Raw genomic sequence first — 17,265 nt, 5'->3', positions numbered from 1 at the left:
TTACTTATTTTATATAGATAGACATCACTGCTCCCAGCCAGAAACTCATTTCGCTTAGGAGAAATAATGCACCGCAACAATCTCCGGTATATCCGTTCAGACGTCGTTTCATCATCCGGCAGATAAAGAAGAATACCAGAATGGGAAATATACATACGGGCCAGTAGCTTGGAGGAAGTAATAGGAGAGGCAGTATTCCACCCATCGCAGACATTACGATCTCCCCAAAACTCATTCTTGTATATACTGTTCCGGATTTGCTATCTTCTTCTTTCCGTGCATAGGGCAGGTAATTGATGATATTGGAAGAAATGAATTTACTCCAAGTATCTCCGCTTAGTAATAAGAAAGGAGTAACTGCTAAGGGAAGTGCGACCAGTAGATTGTAAGCAAATAAATAATAAATGATTAATCCCAAAACTCCATAGCTTCCGATATGGGAATCTTTCATGATGCGTAACGTGCTTTCCCTGTTCGTTCCACCTCCGAATCCATCGAAGAAATCGGCCAATCCATCCTCATGCAATGCTCCTGTGATAAGTAAACGTGAAGTCAGTGCCAGGATTACGGCTACTCCGTGAGGTAGAATAGTACTGGCTCCCCAGAAAATCAATGCCATCATTCCCCCGGTCAGCCAGCCACTGAAACTCCAATAACTGACAACGTGTTTGAAACACTCCTGCGGAACTTCTTTTATTTTCCAGAAAGGCAATCGTGTAAAGAATATGAGGGCGGCAAGTATCTGGTTCATTTTAGAAATATTTAGTGATGGAAGCATGAGCAAATGAATCCATTTCATTCAGCATTTTCACAGCGGAATCCACAATGGGATAGGCACAAACGGAACCGCTTCCTTCTCCAAGTCTTAATCCGAGATTGAGTAGGGGACGTGCTCCGAGATAATCCAATAAGAGCTTATGTCCGCTCTCGTCTCCCTGATGACCGAATATGGCATAGCTCATCACTTCCGGATAAAGGCGTGAAGCGGCAAGAATACAATTGGTCATTATAAATCCATCAATTAAAATAACCATTCCCAGTTCTGCAGCTTTGAGCATTGCTCCTACGGCCATTACCATTTCGTAACCTCCGAAACGGCAGAGGATTTCTTCTGCGGAATGCTCTCCCGGATATTGTTCGAGAGATCTTTTCAGAACTTCGTATTTGTGATTTATTCCCTGGTGATTGAGTCCGCTTCCTGCACCTACACATTGATCTAATGGGATTCCGGTGAAGCAAGTCATCCATAGAGAAGAGGACGAAGTATTTCCGATTCCCATTTCACCGAAGCTAATGATATTGCAGCCTTCCTGGTGAGAAGTGTCTACACATTGGACACCATGCTCCAGGCAAAGTTCCATCTCTTCAGGTGTCATGGCTGCTTCATGAAGGAAATTGCGTGTTCCTCTTCCGACTTTCATGTTAATGATACCTTTTTCATAAGGTAAATCATAATCGACTCCTGCATCTACAATTTTAAGAGTGAAACCGTGCTGTCGGCACAGGAAGTTAATCCCTGCTCCTCCATGAAGAAAGTTACTGATTTGTTGCCAGGTTACTTCTTTAGGAGATGGACTGACTTTTTCTTCTACGATGCCATGATCCGCGGCAAAGATTATATTTTGAGGATGAGTTAATCGTGGAGAAAGGGATTGTTGGATCAGTCCGATTTGCAAAGCAATTTCTTCCAGTCTTCCAAGCGATCCTTTAGGTTTGGTCAGATTATTGATTTTGTCAATCAGAGCTTCTTTGATAGCTTCATCCGGCTTTTGAATATGAAACGTTTTCATGTTTATTTTATTTTTACGGGAATACCACTTGCCATGAGATATACATCGTCGGCATGCGATGCGATATATTGATTGGTCCAACCTTGCAAGTCTGTGAATTTACGTTGCAGTTTGTTCTCGGAAACTCCCCCCCAACCAATCTCATTAGTTACAAATATGAAAGTGGCATCCTGCTGGGTAAATTTGTCGAATTCTTTTTTGACGGCTTCCAATGAGGAGGCAACATTAGAATCAAACTCCATAAAGAAATTAGTGCACCAAAGAGTTACACAATCTATCACTACGACTCTGCCCGTTACATTGTGACGGCTCAATTCTTTTTCTTCTTCTATATTTGTCCATTCAGGACCGCGGTTCTTTTGATGGCGTTCCACCCTTTTTCTGAATTCTTCGTCCCATATCCTGGCAGTGGCCAAGTAAACCGGTGACGTAGTAAGTTCATGCGCTTTTTTTTCCGCAAACGAACTTTTACCGGATCGTTGTCCTCCTGTGATTAGTATAATCCTTTTCATTAAGTTGCTGATTGAATAATGGATGGACAAAGGTATAAAAAATAACTCTGGGATTAACCGTTTTACGTAAAAGTTATTAACTTTGTCCCGATTTGTTTTAGATCAACATAAATATCAGACTTAACTACTATTTGGATATGAACGCTTGTAAGTTAGTGGGATTGCTTTTGCTGCTACTTTGGGGACATACTGCTCTGTATGCTCAACAAGTGAGAACTGTGCGAGGAAGAGTGCAGACAGTGGAAGCCGGCAGTAATGAGAAGCGGGCATTACCATCTGCCAGTATTGTTATTTTGGCGAAGAGCGATTCTGCCTTTATCAAGGGAATAACAAGTGATAAGAATGGGCGTTTCATTCTTAATTATCAACCGCAGAAGAAAAAGAAATACCTGTTGAAGGTCTCTTTTATGGGAATGCAATCTGTATACCGGGCACTGGAAGACTCTGTATCGGTGAATATCGGTACAGTGGTATTGAAAGATGATGATATTCAGATTAGTGAAGTGACGATAACGGGAAAATTGCAGGAAGTAGTGATGGAGGGAGATACTACGGTTATCAATGCTGCCGCTTTTAAAACTCGTGAAGGAGCTTATCTGGAAGATTTAGTGAAGCGTGTTCCCGGATTGGTATATAATAAGAAAGATAATTCGTTGACATACAACGGACAACCCATCAGTGAAATCAATGTAAATGGCGAAGCTTTTTTCTCGGGAGATAAAAAGACAGCGCTCGAAAATCTTCCGGCGGACCTGATTAGTAAGTTGAAAGTATATGATAAGAAATCGAAAGAAGAGGAGTTCACCGGAATTAGTTCAGGAGAAAAGAAATATGTACTCGACTTGCAGACTAAGGATGAATTGAATAAAACCTGGCTGACAAATGCAACGGTAGGATACGGGAATAACCAGAAGAAGGATTTGGAGGGGCAAGTGAATTATTTTAGTAAAGACGGAGATAATCTTTCTTTCATCGCACAGTCTACCAACAGATACCAGAATAGTACTTACAAGGATAATATCAACAATTCGGTAGGAATGAATATGACTCATAAATTCGGTAAGAAATTCTCCCTGACCGGAAGTGTGAACTATAATCTGAACCGGAACGGAAATCTTTCTTCCATTTATCAGGAACAGTATTTACCGGCAGGTAATCAATACTCTGCGTCTACTAACGAAAGTAACTCTAAGGGGCGGTCGATTAGTTCTAACTTCATAGGAAGCTGGGAAGTGGATAAACGTACACGTATACATTTTACCGGTAATTTAGGAATCTCTCCCAACAGAAATGAAAACAGTAGCCAGAATGCATCTTTTGATGCTCCTCCCGGCATAAGTCATGAGAGCTTGTTTGATGACTTTGAATCTATTCCCCGGGATATAAAAGTGAACCGTAGTGAGAACTGGTCGCGTTCGGAAAATCAGTCGAACCGTTATAGCTGGATGATGGGTATTATGAGACGTCTGAATGAAAAAGGTACAACGCTGGCATTGAATATCCAGAACTCGGATTCGTGGGGAGATAATGAAAGTTTTTCGCTTTCCAAAACTACTTATTTCCGTCTTGAAGATAAATTGGGAAATGATTCGGTGCTTTTTCGTAACCAGTATTTGAAGTCGCCTCAAAAAAATAATTCATGGAGAGTCGGGATTACCTTTGCCCAGCCTATTGGCAAGAAGATGCATTTCCGGGTAGCATATAACTGGGATACTAACTATGAGCGTGATAATCGTGATACGTATGAATTATCTTCTCTGACGAAGTCGGAAGTCTTTGGTGAGCTACCTCCCGACTATGAAGCAGGATATGTGGATAGTTTGAGTAATCGGAGTCATAGTCGTACGAATGGACATAACCTGGATGTGGGACTTAATTACTCTGATGATACCTGGATGTTTAATGCCTCATTGGGGATGACTCCGCAAAAACGTGCCATTGAACGGAAAATGGGAAAGCTCTATGCGGACACTACCATGCATACTATCGACTTTCAGCCTATGATATGGGTGAATTGGAAAAAGAAAGAGGCCCGGATCACTTTCAATTATAGCGGTAGAACCCGGCAACCCTCCTTATCAGATTTAATGCCGCTGACGGATAACAGTAATCCGTTGTATATCACCCGGGGAAATCCGGATTTGAAACAGATGTTTTCTCATAGTGTCCGTGTGGGCTTTCAACATTCAAAAAAAGGTATATCTGCGAATATCGGTGGGCAGATGGAACAGAACAGTGTGACGCAGGTAGTGCTATATGATGCAAAAACCGGTGGACGTGAGACATCTCCTATTAATATTAACGGAAACTGGAATGTATATGGAAGTGCCAACTGGTGGAAGCGTCTGGGACATTTTTCCTTGCGGTTGGATATGAACGGTAATCATAGCAATCGTGTCAGTATGATTAATGAAGACAAGAGCCTTGAACCGAAGAAAAGTACGACACGTGATACCGGATTGGGGTGTGACGCGAATGTATCTTATCAGCCCACCTGGGGAGGTATTGATTTTTCTACTTCCTGGAATTATCAGTATTCGCTTAATTCTATCAATGATAATGATACCTATACCCGTAATTATAGTTTTCGTCTTGAGGGATACGTTGATCTTCCTTTTGGTTTGCAATTACGGACTGACGGGGCTTATTCTTTCCGTAATGGTACGAATATCCGTAAAGGCGAAGATGACCAGATGTTGTGGAATGCAAGTGCCAGCTGGCGGTTCTTGAAAAAGAAAGAAGCGGAACTGTCTGCTTATTGGGCGGATATTCTCGGAAAGAGGAAAAGTTTCGGCCGTACGACTTCTTCTGATGGTTTTTATGAGTTCCGTAACCAGGAAATAAAAGGATATTTCATAGTCACTTTCAAATATAACTTTCGTTTGATGATGTGATTTTTAGAAAAAAGTCGTATGTTTGCTACAGAACCATAAAACAAAATGTACTATGAGCGGTAATTATGTTATCAATATCGGCCGTCAGTTAGGTAGCGGCGGAAAAGAAATAGGAGAGAAGTTGGCAGCCCGTTTGGGAATCAACTTCTACGACAAGGAACTGATTAATCTGGCTTCGGAGGAAAGTGGATTGTGTAAGGAGTTTTTTGAAAAGGCTGATGAAAAAGCCTCGCAGGGTATTATTGGCGGACTGTTCGGTATGCGTTTCCCTTTTATCAGTGAGGGAGCTATGCCATGTAACAACTGCTTGAGCAATGATGCTTTGTTCAAAGTACAGAGTGATGTGATCCGTCATCTGGCAGCAGAAAGATCTTGTGTCTTTGTAGGACGTTGCGCAGATTATATTCTGCGAGAGCATCCTCGTTGTGCTAATGTTTTTATTTCAGCCTCTAAAGAAGATCGCATAGCGCGGTTGTGTGGCATGCATCATATTGATGCGGAAGCTGCAGAAGAAATGATCGAAAAAGCGGATAAGAGACGTTCGGAATACTATAATTATTATAGCTATAAAACGTGGGGAGCAGCAGCTACTTATCATTTGTGCATCGATTCTTCTTCTTTGGGAATTGAAGAGACAGTGCGGTTCATTGAAGAATTTGTAGTAAAGAAACTGCAGCTTGTATGACAGGATAGAAAAGCAGATTGAAAAAATAAATAAAGCCGGCGTATTCCATTTGGATATAGCCGGCTTTATTGTTTATATGCTAAACTTGATTTACATCATTGCTAATAATATCATCTGTCCCGTCAGAATACGGAGGAACATCGATAACGGATAAACTGTAGAGTATCCCACTGCCGGAGCATCTCCGGAGGTTGTTTGATTGGCATAAGCCAATGCCGGTGGGTCGGTATTACTACCGGCTATCAATCCCATCAGGGTGAAGTAGTTTACCTTATAATATAATCTTGCGATGGTGCCGATGATAAGTAGCGGGATAACGGTGATAAGGAAACCGGAACCTACGTATAGTAATCCGTCTCCCTCGACTACCGTTTGCACGAAATTGGCACCGGCATCTATACCGACACTGGCAAGGAAGAGAACGATACCGATTTCACGAAGCATCAGGTTGGCACTCATGGTTGTATAAGTCACTAAATGCAGCTTATGACCGAAACGGCCGATAAGAATTGCCACTACCAGCGGTCCGCCTGCCAAACCTAATTTTAAAGGAGTCGGCATACCCGGGAATGCAATCGGAAGACTACCCAGAAGGATACCTAAGAAGATACCAACGAAGATCGTAACAATGTTCGGTGTATCCAAGCGTTTCAACTGATTACCCAGTACACCGGCAACACGTTCCACTGCATCTTGCTGTCCTACCACCATAACGCGGTCACCTACCTGAAGTATCAGATTCGGATCGGCAAACAGGTCCATACCGGAACGGTTGATACGGGTGACATTGACCCCATACATACTACGGAAGTGCATAGAACCTAATGTTTTACCATTGATTTCCGGTTTGGTAACCAGAATACGGCGGGAAACCATTGGGAGGTCTTGTTTTTCCCAGTCGAGCTCCACTTCTTTTCCGATAAATACTACAATTGCAGGAGCGTCTTCTTCCGAGCAGACGATAAATAACTGGTCGCCTATATTAAACACTGTTTCATGGTCGGGAATACTTACATGACCATCATGGCGAATTCGGGAGCAAACGAACTTACGGCCCAGGAAATTCTTGATTTCAATCAGCGTTTTTCCACTAATTGATTCATTGCGAACTTCCAGGCTCATCATGTGAGGTTTGTGGTGTGAATCTCCACTTTGGATTTTCAGGCTTTCTTCTTCTTTCGCCATATTGACACGGAAGATGTAACGGATGGCAATGATAGAACCAATGATACCTACCACACCGAGGGGATAAGCACATGCATAACCAAGCGCAATCTGCGGGCCGGTATAATGCAATTGATTCAGAGCCTCATTGGCAGCACCAAGTCCCGGAGTGTTTGTCACTGCTCCGTAAAGGATACCTACCATCATCGGCAGTTCTACCCGGCCGTTCCAGAGGTAATAAAGCCCCAGTGCGACAGCAATATTTAACACTACGATGCCTACAGCCAACAGGTTTAATGTCATTCCTCCTTTTTTGAAAGAGGAGAAGAAAGATGGCCCCACCTGAAGACCGATACAGAATACGAACAAGATCAATCCGAATTCACGGATGAAATGTAGGATGTGTGTATCGGCTGTGAAGCCGAAATGTCCCATTAGGATGCCGGCAAACAAAACAAATGTGACGCCCAAAGATACTCCGAATATCTTTATCTTACCAAGATACACGCCGGTAGCCACTACAAATGCGTAGAGGAGCACGATGTGAGCTACGGAGCTGGGGTCCCACAATAAACTTTGTAACCAATCCATAATATAGCAGTTTTTATAATGTTTTTCTAAAAACGAGTGCAAAATTACTCATTACATTGGAGCTAATCAAATAAAAGAAGAACTAAAAATGAAGAATTTCTATACAGATTGTATGCACTTGACGAATCGGGGCGTCCTGTGCGAATTTTCCCTAAAAAAGAGATTCGTTTTAACTTATTGGTTATATTTGCAGGTCGAACGACTGACATTTAGAAAGAGATAGATAAAAATAAAGACAATATTAATCTTGTTTTAATTTTAAATAAACTATGGCAGACAAAAAAGAAAAACTCTTCTCAGACTTTTCTCCTGCCTCCACCGAACAATGGATGGAGAAGGTTACAGCCGATTTAAAAGGTGCTGATTTTGAGAAGAAGCTCGTTTGGAAAACAAACGAAGGGTTTAAAGTGAAACCTTTTTACCGGATGGAAGATCTGGAGGATTTAAAAACTACTGATGCACTTCCTGGAGAGTTCCCTTATTTAAGAGGAACTAAAAAAGACAACAATGCATGGTTGGTTCGTCAGGAAATTAGAGTAGAATGTCCGAAAGAAGCCAATGCGAAAGCACTGGATATCCTAAATAAGGGTGTTGACTCACTTTCTTTCCATGTGAAAGCAAAAGAACTTAATGCGGAATATATTGAAACGCTGTTAAGTGATATTCAGGCAGAGTGTGTTGAACTGAATTTCTCAACCTGTCAGGGGCATGTGGTTGAGTTGGCTAATCTGCTGGTAGCTTATTTCCAGAAGAAAGATTATGATGTGAAGAAACTGAAAGGTTCTATCAACTATGATTTCTTCAACAAGATGCTGACTCGTGGCAAGGAGAAAGGTGATATGGTACAAACAGCCAAATCTTTGATTGAAGCAATTCAGCCGCTTCCTTTCTATCGTGTGCTGAATGTAAACGCTTTATCATTGAATAATGCAGGCGCTTATATTTCTCAGGAACTGGGTTATGCTCTGGCTTGGGGAAATGAATATATGGGTCAATTGACTGATGCCGGTATTCCTGCTGCCATAGTAGCTAAGAAAATCAAATTTAATTTTGGTATCAGTTCCAATTATTTCCTTGAAATAGCGAAATTCCGTGCGGCACGTTTGCTTTGGGCAAATATTGTAGCTTCTTACAATCCCGAATGTGTGCGTGATTGCGAGAATAAAGGTCCTAACGGAGAATGTCGTTGCGCAGCAAAAATGGCGGTTCATGCCGAAACTTCTACTTTCAATCTTACTTTGTTTGATGCACATGTGAATCTGCTTCGTACACAGACTGAAGCTATGAGTGCTGCATTAGGAGGCGTAGACTCTATGACGGTAACTCCGTTTGATAAGACTTATGAGACTCCGGACGAGTTCTCAGAACGCCTGGCTCGTAACCAACAACTGCTGCTGAAAGAAGAATCTCATTTTGATAAAGTGATCGACCCTGCTGCCGGTTCTTATTATATCGAGAATCTGACTGTGGCTATTGCAAAACAGGCTTGGGAACTCTTCCTTGCTGTAGAAGAAGCAGGTGGCTTCTATGCGGCATTGAAAGCAGGAACTGTTCAGGCTGCTGTGAATGAGAGCAACAAAGCTCGTCATAAAGCAGTTGCACAGCGTCGTGAAGTGCTGTTGGGTACCAACCAATTCCCGAACTTCAATGAAAAGGCTGGCAATAAGCAACCTGTTGAAGGTAAGTGTTGTTGCGGAGGTGACTCTCATACTTGCGAAAAAGAGGTGGATACTCTGGTGTTCGATCGTGCTGCCAGTCAGTTTGAAGCATTGCGTCTCGAAACAGAAGCATCAGGCAAACGTCCGAAAGCGTTCATGTTAACCATCGGAAATTTGGCAATGCGTCAGGCACGTGCTCAATATTCTTGTAACTTCCTGGCTTGTGCTGGTTATGAAGTCGTTGATAATCTGGGATTTGAGACAGTAGAAGCAGGAGTAGAGGCAGCTATGGCTGCAAAAGCTGATATTGTTGTTATCTGTTCCAGCGATGATGAATATGCTGAATATGCAATTCCTGCTTTCAAAGCACTGAATGGTCGTGCTATGTTTATCGTTGCCGGTGCTCCGGCTTGTATGGACGACCTGAAAGCTGCAGGTATCGAAAACTTCATCCATGTTCGTGTCAATGTATTGGATACCTTGAAAGAGTTTAACGCTAAACTATTGAAGTAAGATGAGAAAAGATTTTAAAAACATCGATATATATGCCGCATTTCAGCCGACTAATGGTGCTGAATGGCAAAAGGCTAACGGTATCTCCGCTGACTGGAAAACACCGGAACACATTGAAGTGAAGCCTGTTTATACAAAAGAAGACCTCGAAGGAATGGAACACCTTGGCTATGCTGCCGGACTTCCTCCTTATCTGCGCGGTCCGTATTCAGTAATGTACACTCTTCGTCCCTGGACTATCCGCCAGTATGCCGGATTCTCTACCGCCGAAGAATCAAATGCATTTTATCGCCGTAATTTGGCTGCCGGTCAGAAAGGTTTGTCAGTGGCATTCGACTTAGCTACTCACCGCGGTTATGACCCCGATCACGAACGTGTAGTGGGTGACGTAGGTAAAGCCGGTGTATCTATCTGTTCATTGGAAAATATGAAAGTGCTGTTCGATGGTATCCCATTGAACAAGATGTCTGTGTCTATGACAATGAATGGAGCTGTACTTCCGATTATGGCATTCTATATCAATGCCGGTCTAGAGCAAGGTGCTAAACTCGAAGAAATGGCCGGTACTATCCAGAATGATATTCTGAAAGAATTCATGGTGCGTAATACTTATATTTATCCGCCTGCATTCTCTATGAAGATTATTTCTGATATTTTCGAATACACTTCGCAGAAGATGCCTAAGTTCAACTCTATCTCTATCTCCGGTTATCACATGCAGGAAGCAGGCGCAACCGCGGATATCGAGTTAGCTTATACATTGGCCGATGGTTTGGAATATCTTCGTGCAGGAACGGCAGCAGGCATTGATATTGATGCATTTGCACCGCGTCTGTCTTTCTTCTGGGCGATTGGAACCAATCACTTTATGGAAATAGCCAAGATGCGTGCTGCACGTATGTTGTGGGCAAAGATTGTGAAACAATTCAATCCGAAGAACCCGAAATCACTGGCGTTGCGTACTCACTCGCAGACTTCCGGCTGGTCACTGACCGAACAGGATCCGTTCAATAACGTAGGACGTACCTGTATTGAGGCTATGGCTGCAGCTTTGGGGCATACTCAATCTTTGCATACCAATGCATTGGATGAGGCTATTGCTCTTCCAACAGATTTTTCTGCACGTATTGCACGTAATACACAGATTTACATTCAGGAAGAAACTTACATCTGCAAGAACGTTGACCCATGGGGTGGTTCTTACTATGTAGAATCTCTGACGAACGCACTGGCACACAAGGCTTGGGAGCATATTCAGGAAATTGAAAAACTGGGTGGTATGGCGAAAGCTATCGAAACAGGTATTCCAAAGATGCGTATCGAAGAAGCTGCTGCCCGTACACAGGCTCGTATCGACAGTGGTCAGCAAACAATTGTGGGTGTGAACAAGTATCGTTTGGAAAAAGAAGCTCCGATTGATATTCTTGAAATTGATAATACTGCAGTCCGTCTTGAACAGATCGAAAACCTGAAACGTTTGAAAGAAGGACGTAATCAGGCTGAAGTGGACAAAGCATTGGCAGCTATCACTGAATGTGTGAAGACCGGCAAGGGTAACTTGCTTGAACTGGCAGTTGAAGCAGCTCGTGTTCGCGCAACATTGGGTGAGATTTCTTATGCTTGCGAACAGATAGTAGGACGTTATAAAGCAATAATTAGAACGATATCAGGCGTGTATTCATCAGAAAGTAAAAACGATAGCGACTTCAAACGTGCTTGTGAACTGGCCGAGAAGTTCGCGAAGAAAGAGGGACGTCAACCTCGTATCATGGTTGCAAAGATGGGACAGGACGGTCACGACCGTGGTGCTAAAGTCGTAGCAACCGGTTATGCTGACTGTGGTTTCGACGTGGATATGGGACCGTTGTTCCAGACTCCGGCGGAAGCTGCTCGCGAGGCTGTTGAAAACGACGTTCATGTAGTAGGTGTTTCTTCACTGGCTGCCGGACATAAAACATTGGTTCCGCAAATTATTGAGGAACTGAAGAAACTGGGTCGTGAAGACATTGTAGTGATTGCCGGTGGTGTTATTCCTGCACAAGATTACGATTTCTTGTATAAGGCGGGTGTAGCTGCTATCTTCGGTCCGGGTACTCCGGTAGCGAAAGCTGCTTGCCAGATTCTGGAAATTTTGATGGATGAAGAATAACTTCTGAAATTATTTGAATCATATTTATACTCCCACCTTTTAGACCAGTTTAGGTTTAAAAGGTGGGATGTTTTTTTGTTTATATTCCTTTTCTTCTCCTAATTTTGTCATTTGTCCAGCTTTCAATAGAAGATTTCATAGTAGACGAATATATGAATATGATGCGGTTTATTTCATTCAGTGGAACTTATTCGATTTATGCCTTTATGGACTTTTTTCTCTCTTCATGCGGTCAATGAGAAATAATCGTGTAACTTTGTAAACTGTTAGTGTAAAAACAAGAAGAGAAAAAAATGATAGTTTGCATAGCCGAAAAGCCATCAGTAGCACGCGATATAGCCGAAGTACTCGGCGCTCATACCAGAAAAGAAGGATATATAGAAGGAAACGGATACCAGGTGACCTGGACATTCGGGCATCTTTGTACCCTGAAAGAGCCGCATGAATACACGCCTAACTGGAAATCATGGAATTTAGGTAGCCTGCCAATGATTCCTCCACGTTTCGGCATCAAGTTGATAGAGAATCCTACCTACGAAAAACAATTCCACATTATCGAGGGACTGATGCAGAACGCAGATGAAATCATCAACTGCGGTGATGCCGGGCAAGAGGGAGAATTGATTCAGCGTTGGGTGATGCAGAAAGCAGGTGCACGCTGTCCGGTGAAACGTCTGTGGATTTCTTCATTGACAGAAGAAGCTATCCGGGAAGGGTTTGCGAAGCTGAAAGATCAGACAGATTTTCAGTCACTCTATGAAGCTGGACTTTCTCGTGCAATGGGTGACTGGCTATTAGGAATGAACGCCACCCGTCTTTACACCATTAAATACGGTCAAAATAAACAGGTACTCTCTATCGGTCGTGTACAGACACCGACTCTGGCACTGATTGTCAACCGTCAGTTGGAAATAGCCAATTTCGAACCCAAGCAATACTGGGAACTGAAAACCAACTATCGGGATACCACTTTTTCCGCACTTATCCGCAAAAGTGATGAAGAAATAGCTGCGGAAGAAGAAAAGAACGGTGGAAAAAAGAAAATAGATAATCCGGGTATCGACCCTATCGCTAACCGGGAAGAAGGCGAGGCATTGGTAGAACGCATAAAGGATCTTCCGTTTGTAGTCACTAGTGTTGGCAAGAAAGATGGAAGAGAGTTCGCCCCACGTTTGTTCGACTTGACTTCTCTTCAGGTAGAATGTAATAAGAAATTCGCTTATTCGGCTGATGAAACGCTGAAACTGATTCAGTCTCTTTATGAGAAGAAGGTAGCTACCTATCCGCGTGTTGATACTACTTTCTTGAGTGACGATATTTACCCGAAATGTCCTGCTATCCTGAAAGGACTCCGTGATTACGAAGTCTTGACAGCTCCGTTAGCCGGCACTACACTTCCTAAATCGAAAAAGGTATTTGACAACTCGAAAGTAACGGATCACCACGCCATTATCCCCACCGGAGTCTATGCTCAAAACCTGACGGATATGGAACGTCGTGTCTATGACTTGATAGCCCGTCGTTTTATAGCCGTATTCTATCCGGACTGTAAGATTTCTACTACTACCGTCATGGGAGAAGTGGATAAGATAGAATTCCGGGTAACCGGAAAACAAATTCTGGAACCGGGATGGCGTGTCGTGTTTGCAAAGGACGTAAAAGATCCTACTGAAGAAAAAGAGGAAGAGGATGAAAATGTACTCCCTACCTTTGTGAAGGGTGAAAGTGGTCCTCACATTCCCGACTTGAACGAGAAATGGACACAGCCGCCCAGACCTTATACCGAAGCAACACTGCTCCGTGCAATGGAAACAGCCGGAAAACTGGTGGATAATGATGAACTTCGTGATGCCTTGAAAGAGAATGGTATCGGTCGTCCGTCTACCCGTGCTGCCATCATTGAAACACTGTTCAAACGAAATTATATCCGTAAGGAGAGAAAGAACCTGATTGCCACCCCGACAGGAGTGGAGTTGGTGCAGCTCATTCATGAAGAATTATTGAAATCGGCGGAACTGACAGGTATTTGGGAAAAGAAGCTTCGCGAAATTGAAAAGAAGACATACGATGCCCGCCAGTTTCTCGAAGAACTGAAACAGATGGTTTCGGAAATAGTGATGAGTGTACTTTCTGATAATACAAACCGACGCATTACTATTCAGGATGCAGTAGCTGCAAAGGCTGAAGAGAAAGAAAAGAAAGAAACTAAAAAGCGAGAACGTAAACCGAGTGCACCGAAAGAAAAGAAACCGAAAACAGAAAAAGCGGCAAGTGGAGTGAGTTCTAATTCGGCACCTTCTCCGGCTCCGGTTACTACTCCTGCTTCAACTCCTTCTGCTACAGGTGATGTAGATACGTTTGTAGGTCAGCCATGTCCGCTTTGTGGTAAGGGAATTATTATTAAAGGAAAAACCGCTTACGGATGTTCGGAATGGAGAAATGGATGTACTTTCCGGAAAAATTTCTAATAGAAAAGGGATAAGATAATTGGAAGTAAAAAGTCCGTCATATCACGAAGAGAGTGAGAGATGGAGGTGCTGCAATTAGCAGGTTAGATTTAATCTGCATTATATGAATGCGGTCTCTTTATTATGTTGTATTGAGATAAATTAAGTGCGTTTGCATTCCAGGCAAATTTCCTATCTTACTATTGCTTTTTACTGATTTATTTTGTATCTTTAGTGATTTTCATCCTTTCAGAGATAGATGGTCACCTTATAGAATGATTAATATCACCTTATAAAGTGACGTTAGTCATTCTATAAGGTGACCATTGTCCCGTTATAACGTGACGACTACTCGAGTGCATAAAAGATTCTAAGTTTCTGCATAGAAAATCTTAAATCTATGCACTGAATAATCTTAGATACAATAAAGGTTATGGAGATATTATTTGATGGAAGTAGAATATCTTACTCCATTTTTATACGAATTTTACTTCGTTCCATAGCTGTTATCTTGCAATTAATGTCTTCTTGTACTGGTGAATTTCATTTTATATACTGCCATACGATAACAAGGTAAAGTACACTGCTGAAAATAGTTAAGTGAAAAACTATTTGGTTTGTTGAAAAATACTATATTTGTACACAACTTTAAATATTCTATTTATGAAACACGACTGTCAACCAAATCCCATTGATACGGATTATATGGTATTGGTGCATGATATGGTACAATTATCAGAACAAATAGCTCGAAATATACACAATATGGGCAGGACTTGTATGTTTTGCCATCAATAAGTTATAAGCATGAACCGTTTTATAAACTACTACAAGAAGATATTCTCACAAGAGTATATGGATCGCACCATTTCGGGGGGTATCAAGTCTCAGCTCACCCTGCTACTCGTTACTATTGCTACGGTGCTGGCTATCTTTTTTATCATCGTGATGTTCTTTTCTATCCAACTGTATGGACATGAGGAATGGGGCGAAAGGCTCTGGGTGGTGTACAACAACTTTGTGGATCCTGGTAACCAAATGAACGAGACAGCTTGGTCCAGCAGGCTATTGCTGGGAATTGTTAGCTTTTCGGGATCCATTTTATTGGGTGGTGTGCTCATCTCTACCATTTCCAACATAATAGAGCGGCGTGTGGATGTGGTAAACACGGGGCGAATGACTTACCGCAACATAACTCAACACTATGTATTGATAGGCTTCAATGAACTAACTATCAATATGATACGCGAACTATATAACGAATGTCCTTCGGCACGTATCTTGCTGATGAGCGGTATAGAGGCGGCAACGGTACGCCATCGCATACAGTCTGCCTTGCCCGTCGAAATAGAGCGGCAAGTGCTTGTTTACTTTGGCAACATTGAGTCGATCGAAGAACTTCAGCGGTTGAACATAGCGAGCGCGAGTGAAGTGTATGTACTGGGTGATGAAGAACGTTGCGGACGCGATGCTAAAAATATAGCGATTGTGCATTTGGTGAGTGCTCTGCGTGGCAAATGTTCCGATGGCAAGGTGATGCCTGTATATGTGCAGTTCGACAGTATCCCTTCGTACTCTAACATACAGAAAATGAATCTGCCGCCGGAGGTGTTTTGCATTGAGGGGAAACCTAATATTTTTTTCCGTCCCTTTAACCTCCACGAGAATTTGGCCCGGCAACTATGGAGTCTCTATGCTGCCGATAGTGAAAGATATTATGATCCGCTAGACTATCGCCCCATAAGCATAACGCAACAACCTGATGGAAACTGGACTGCTACTAGTCAAGACTATGTGCATCTGGTTATTGTGGGATTCAATCGGATGGGACGCTCGTTGCTGCTTGAAGCACTACGTATCTGCCATTATGCCAATTACGATGACCGTCTGCCGACAGATGAGCGCATACGTACCCACATCACTTTAGTAGATCGAGAGATGGAGTCACAGAAAGACTACTTCAAAGCTCAATTTCCTTATATAGAGAGTCAGATAGACGATATTGAGGTAGAATATTGCCATGACGACATTTGTAGTACTGCTATGCGCACCCGTCTACAACAATGGGCACAAAATAAACACTGTATGCTTACAGTGGCTATTTGTGTGCATGATCCTGATTTGAGTCTCTCATTAGGACTCAACTTGCCGCATGAGGTTTATCAGCATCAATGTCGTGTACTTATCCGTCAGGATTTCAATAACGATTTGTCGTCGATAGTGGACGATGAGCAAGGGCGTTATCGTTATGTCAAGGTGTTTGGTATGGTAGATAGGGGGATGAAGAAAAATATCTTGCAGGATAAACTGGCTTTGTATGTGAATTACCTCTACGATTGTTGCTATACGGATGAAAGCCTCAAACAGAAAGAGGTGTTGAAGAAGATGTATGAATCTTATGGCAACCACTCTGCCGACTTCATTTTGATGAATCATCAGGCACAGTTTCTGTGGAACAAATTGAGCGAGCCGTTACGTTGGGCTAACCGCTATCAACTGGATGCCTATAGTGTATTTTGTCGTACGCTAGGCTACGGTATTAAGCGGAGCGACCGTTCGCCGGCACGCATATCCGGATCTATGTTCAATGAGAATCTACCGTCTCAAGTTTTGTATCTACTGGTGCGCATGGAGAAATACCGATGGAATGCCGAACGTACGGTAGCTGGTTGGAGACGTGCCGAGGTGAAAGATAAGGTTTTCTTGCAACATCCTCTCATTATGCCTTTCAACGAATTGCTGCAAAAGTACCCCGAAGAGGTGGAGAAGGATGCCGACGTTATTCTTAATCTGCCTTATGTACTGGCATTGGGAGGATATGAACTTTATAAACTGGCCGATCAATAAGTCGACTTGACATTT

The 17,265-nt window shown here is 42.6% G+C and carries 10 protein-coding genes; 6 read left to right on the top strand and 4 right to left on the bottom strand.

Annotated features, from left to right (window positions below; genetic code table 11):
* Nucleotides 1-4 precede the first annotated feature (4 nt).
* From NQ505_RS25915 to cobU, 3 genes are read right to left on the bottom strand one after another with little or no spacing between them, the layout of a single operon-like run.
* Nucleotides 5-751, bottom strand: coding sequence for an adenosylcobinamide-GDP ribazoletransferase (locus NQ505_RS25915; protein WP_008998848.1), 747 nt, complete (start codon nt 749-751; stop codon nt 5-7).
* 1 nt (nt 752) lies between these two features.
* Nucleotides 753-1,790 (bottom strand): nicotinate-nucleotide--dimethylbenzimidazole phosphoribosyltransferase, encoded by a 1,038-nt coding sequence (gene cobT / locus NQ505_RS25910; protein WP_008998847.1) that lies wholly within the window; start codon nt 1,788-1,790, stop codon nt 753-755.
* A 2-nt stretch (nt 1,791-1,792) separates the two neighbouring features.
* Nucleotides 1,793-2,302 (bottom strand): bifunctional adenosylcobinamide kinase/adenosylcobinamide-phosphate guanylyltransferase, encoded by a 510-nt coding sequence (cobU, locus tag NQ505_RS25905; protein WP_008998846.1) that lies wholly within the window; start codon nt 2,300-2,302, stop codon nt 1,793-1,795.
* Nucleotides 2,303-2,439: 137 nt separating this feature from the next.
* Here cobU and NQ505_RS25900 point away from each other — a divergent pair, with 137 nt between their 5' ends.
* Nucleotides 2,440-5,196: an outer membrane beta-barrel protein gene (locus NQ505_RS25900; protein ID WP_008998845.1), complete on the top strand. Its 2,757-nt coding sequence runs from the start codon at nt 2,440-2,442 to the stop codon at nt 5,194-5,196.
* A 52-nt stretch (nt 5,197-5,248) separates the two neighbouring features.
* A complete protein-coding gene (locus tag NQ505_RS25895) occupies nt 5,249-5,881 on the top strand; it encodes an AAA family ATPase (protein ID WP_004299434.1) in 633 nt (210 codons plus the stop codon).
* 90 nt (nt 5,882-5,971) lie between these two features.
* On the opposite strand, the gene NQ505_RS25890 is transcribed toward NQ505_RS25895, so the two are convergent.
* Nucleotides 5,972-7,636 (bottom strand): putative transporter, encoded by a 1,665-nt coding sequence (locus NQ505_RS25890; RefSeq protein WP_008998844.1) that lies wholly within the window; start codon nt 7,634-7,636, stop codon nt 5,972-5,974.
* 269 nt (nt 7,637-7,905) lie between these two features.
* On the opposite strand from NQ505_RS25890, the gene mutA reads away from it, so the two are divergent.
* The 4 genes from mutA (at nt 7,906) to NQ505_RS25870 (ending at nt 17,250) form a co-directional block, all read left to right on the top strand.
* Nucleotides 7,906-9,807, top strand: a complete 1,902-nt coding sequence (mutA, locus tag NQ505_RS25885) for a methylmalonyl-CoA mutase small subunit (RefSeq protein WP_004326165.1) — start codon at nt 7,906-7,908, stop codon at nt 9,805-9,807.
* Between the two features lies 1 nt (nt 9,808).
* The gene (gene scpA / locus NQ505_RS25880; protein WP_008998843.1) at nt 9,809-11,956 is read left to right on the top strand and encodes a methylmalonyl-CoA mutase; all 2,148 of its coding nucleotides are present in this window, start codon (nt 9,809-9,811) and stop codon (nt 11,954-11,956) included.
* 293 nt (nt 11,957-12,249) lie between these two features.
* A complete protein-coding gene (locus NQ505_RS25875; RefSeq protein WP_004306716.1) occupies nt 12,250-14,424 on the top strand; it encodes a DNA topoisomerase 3 in 2,175 nt (724 codons plus the stop codon).
* 786 nt (nt 14,425-15,210) lie between these two features.
* On the top strand, nt 15,211-17,250 hold the full coding sequence (locus NQ505_RS25870; RefSeq protein WP_259826511.1) for a hypothetical protein: 2,040 nt from the start codon (nt 15,211-15,213) through the stop codon (nt 17,248-17,250).
* The last annotated feature ends 15 nt before the right edge of the window (nt 17,251-17,265 follow it).

This window comes from Bacteroides sp. D2 (assembly GCF_025147085.1).
In the GTDB taxonomy this organism is placed as follows: domain Bacteria; phylum Bacteroidota; class Bacteroidia; order Bacteroidales; family Bacteroidaceae; genus Bacteroides.
This window is presented reverse-complemented; position numbering and strand designations above follow the sequence as displayed.

Bases quoted from the DNA above. Each gene is read 5' to 3' on its own strand.
- cobT (WP_008998847.1), bottom strand. From the start codon at position 1,790: ATGAAAACGTTTCATATTCAAAAGCCGGATGAAGCTATCAAAGAAGCT.
- NQ505_RS25900 (WP_008998845.1), top strand. From the start codon at position 2,440: ATGAACGCTTGTAAGTTAGTGGGATTGCTTTTGCTGCTACTTTGGGGA.
- scpA (WP_008998843.1), top strand. From the start codon at position 9,809: ATGAGAAAAGATTTTAAAAACATCGATATATATGCCGCATTTCAGCCG.
- cobU (WP_008998846.1), bottom strand. From the start codon at position 2,302: ATGAAAAGGATTATACTAATCACAGGAGGACAACGATCCGGTAAAAGT.
- NQ505_RS25870 (WP_259826511.1), top strand. From the start codon at position 15,211: ATGAACCGTTTTATAAACTACTACAAGAAGATATTCTCACAAGAGTAT.
- NQ505_RS25895 (WP_004299434.1), top strand. From the start codon at position 5,249: ATGAGCGGTAATTATGTTATCAATATCGGCCGTCAGTTAGGTAGCGGC.
- NQ505_RS25875 (WP_004306716.1), top strand. From the start codon at position 12,250: ATGATAGTTTGCATAGCCGAAAAGCCATCAGTAGCACGCGATATAGCC.
- mutA (WP_004326165.1), top strand. From the start codon at position 7,906: ATGGCAGACAAAAAAGAAAAACTCTTCTCAGACTTTTCTCCTGCCTCC.
- NQ505_RS25915 (WP_008998848.1), bottom strand. From the start codon at position 751: ATGAACCAGATACTTGCCGCCCTCATATTCTTTACACGATTGCCTTTC.
- NQ505_RS25890 (WP_008998844.1), bottom strand. From the start codon at position 7,636: ATGGATTGGTTACAAAGTTTATTGTGGGACCCCAGCTCCGTAGCTCAC.